Raw genomic sequence first — 2,818 nt, forward strand, 5'->3', positions numbered from 1 at the left:
ATCCGCTCTTAGCTATCGTTTCCGATAGTTATCCCGGTCTTACAGGCAGGTTGCCTACGTGTTACTCACCCGTCCGCCGCTAACTGTCCCCGAAGGAACAGTCCGCTCGACTTGCATGTATTAGGCACGCCGCCAGCGTTCGTCCTGAGCCAGGATCAAACTCTCCACGATACCCCAAAAAGTGAAGCGAACCTCCGTAGAGAATTCCGATTACTTTTCGGGGGCCCCACATTACTGAGGGGATGTAAAAAAGCTTGTCTTAAGCTCAAAAGTAATGCTAGCGAGAATTTGCATTCTCTATTTTTAACACTCACTCGTTGTTCAGTTTTCAAAGGGCAATCGTCTTGCTCTTCTCGATCTCTTTCGACAACCTGTCAAAAGCGACCTGATCAATATATCACATTCGCGCCTATCATGGCAAGCACTTTTTTTTGAAGAAGCGTTTATTTCGACTTCAAATTCCGGCTGCCTCAGAAGCGACAAGTAGTAATATAACAAATCCATCTATATAATGCAAGCAAAATCGACAATTATTTTATCTAAATATATTTCCTTGTAAATAGCCACTATCTCGCCCGCACATCGACATTAATGGAAAACAAAGTAAGTATCTGGTGGATTTTATAGGTTGATCATGAGCCGGATATATGATAACTTCAAAAATGCCGAATCAAACAGCTTGTTTGTACGGGGGACGATTTACTGGGGTGAATGTTTGCAGCTTTGCAAACTAGGGAGATACCTCTTCCCGAATCCGTCAACTAACCTCGGAGGCACAAGGAGGGAAAAATGAATCATTTTGTCAAAAGCATTGCTTTATCAACTTCTTTAATGGCTGCTTTTCTTGCGCCGGTTTACACCGCACATGCGGCTCCTCCCCTATCGAAGGAGGAAGTCAGAGTGCAAATCAATGATAAACTGGTCGACTTTTCGGATGCTCAGCCTTATTTGGACAGTGCGCACCAACTGCATGTACCTGTACGTTCAATAAGCGAAAAACTCGGCCTTGAAGCTCAACCTGAAGCGGTTGGACAAGGATGGAAAGTCACACTCAAGGATCAAGACACTTCCTTTTCATTTATGACGGGAAGCAAGAATGCCTCGGTTAATGGAAAGCAAGTCGAGCTCGGAGCAGCTCCTCAATTTATGAACGGGAAAGTGTATATTCCTTTACGTTCGTTAGCCAATTCCTTGCAAATTCGTTTGCAATGGGATGCCAACAATCGAATTGCTATTTTAAATGAAGACAACCAATACCACGCCCCTGCTTGGTATGCCCCACAACACGATGAAGTAATCGAAGCCAAAGCAACAGCCTATACAGGATCAGCCGATGAAAACGGAGGCTATGCAAGTCTGGATTACTTCGGGAATCCTCTGCAAGTTGGTACCATCTCCGTCGACCCCAAGGTCATACCGCTAGGCTCAAAGGTTTATATTGAGGGCTACCAGTTCGACGGATTGCCTGCAGGCGGTATGTATGCCACAGCGACTGACATAGGCAACGCGATCAAAGGAAACAAAATTGATATTTACATTCCGGGGAGCAAAAATCAAGCCATGCAATTCGGTGTGCAGCAAGTCAAAATTTACAAATTAAAATCGGATTAGCCGTATGTTTAATCAAGCAGTTGCTTAATTTTGAGCAATTGCTTTTTTGTATATTCCTCGCGCCGTTCCAACAAACTATAGAAAGGATCCGCGAGGAGTTGATGAAACTGTTCAAACTATTAAAAAAATCTGTTCTGTGCGCTTGCATTATCGCCCTTACCACTGCCGCTTCAGCTTCCGGTAATCCCAACAGTGAAGTCGTCTGGAACGTCACAACTGATAAGAAGTTGATTGCACTTACGTTTGACGATGGGCCGAATCCGGTTTACACCCCACAAATATTGGACTTATTAAAAGAATACGAGGCCAAAGCTACATTTTTCGTATTAGGAAAAAGAGTACAAATGTACCCGACCATTGCCATCCGCGAAGTAAATGAAGGTCATGAAATCGCCAACCACACTTTCGATCACCATTATTTGAAAAACGTTTCGCCTACAAAGCTAATTGATGAAATTCGCCAGACACAAGAAGTTATTTTTGATGTAACAGAACAAATCCCGAATGTTTTTCGACCGCCGGGCGGCTTCTATAATGAGGCGTTATTGGATTTAGCCAAGGAAGACAAGCTGACGGTTGTGATGTGGTCCTGGTACCAGGATACAAAAGATTGGAAGCGTCCCGGTGTCGATAAAATTGTAAATACTGTTCTGTCCAATGTGCATAATGGCGACATTATTCTGTTTCATGACTTGCAAGGAGACTGCAGCCAAACGGTTGGAGCGCTTCGCCAAATATTACCCGTCCTCAAAAAGCAAGGGTACGAATTCGTCACGGTTTCCGATTTAATTCGAAGAACTAATAAATGAGCCTGGCTATTCGTAAACTAAACTTAATTAATATTCAACGCTCTAAAAAAAGCAGCCGATCCTTAAAGGATCGGCTGCTTCCGGTATTTGCTTGGCGACGTCCTACTCTCCCAAGACCCTGCGGTCTAAGTACCATTGGCGCTGGAGGGCTTAACGGTCGTGTTCGAGATGGGAACGCGTGGTTCCCCTCCGCCATCATCACCAAACGTGGTTTAAGTTTGATGTTCCCGCCAAGGAACATCCGTTCTTCATGCCAATTGCTCTCGGGGCTCCCCGCAAAGTAATCGGCATTATCATCGGAGCTTCCCTTCACTTTGTGGGGTGAAGTTATTGCGCCTTGAAAACTGGATCCGAAACCGGCAAGCATAGCTGTATTGCTTTTTTATCAGGGGTCCCGC

The 2,818-nt window shown here is 44.7% G+C and carries 2 protein-coding genes, 2 rRNA genes and 1 riboswitch; of the genes, 2 read left to right on the forward strand and 2 right to left on the reverse strand.

Going from position 1 to position 2,818, the window contains the following annotated elements; genetic code table 11:
• A 16S ribosomal RNA gene (locus tag E1757_RS35465) occupies positions 1-171 on the reverse strand; the annotation flags it as partial.
• A gap of 482 nt (positions 172-653) precedes the next feature.
• A riboswitch (cyclic di-AMP (ydaO/yuaA leader) is annotated at positions 654-790 on the forward strand.
• Between E1757_RS35465 and E1757_RS37035 the strand changes: the two genes are divergently transcribed.
• Together E1757_RS37035 and E1757_RS35475 are read left to right on the forward strand one after the other, a co-directional pair.
• Complete coding sequence (locus E1757_RS37035) at positions 790-1,611, forward strand: stalk domain-containing protein (protein WP_133237147.1); 822 nt, start codon at positions 790-792, stop codon at positions 1,609-1,611. Its footprint overlaps the riboswitch before it by 1 nt.
• A gap of 101 nt (positions 1,612-1,712) precedes the next feature.
• A complete protein-coding gene (locus E1757_RS35475) occupies positions 1,713-2,420 on the forward strand; it encodes a polysaccharide deacetylase family protein (RefSeq protein WP_133237148.1) in 708 nt (235 codons plus the stop codon).
• An 89-nt stretch (positions 2,421-2,509) separates the two neighbouring features.
• Here the strand turns inward: E1757_RS35475 and rrf are convergent.
• Positions 2,510-2,626, reverse strand: a 5S ribosomal RNA gene (gene rrf, locus E1757_RS35480).
• Between the last annotated feature and the right edge of the window lie 192 nt (positions 2,627-2,818).

The sequence above is a fragment of the Paenibacillus piri genome (assembly GCF_004354045.1).
Lineage (GTDB): Bacteria > Bacillota > Bacilli > Paenibacillales > NBRC-103111 > Paenibacillus_S > Paenibacillus_S piri.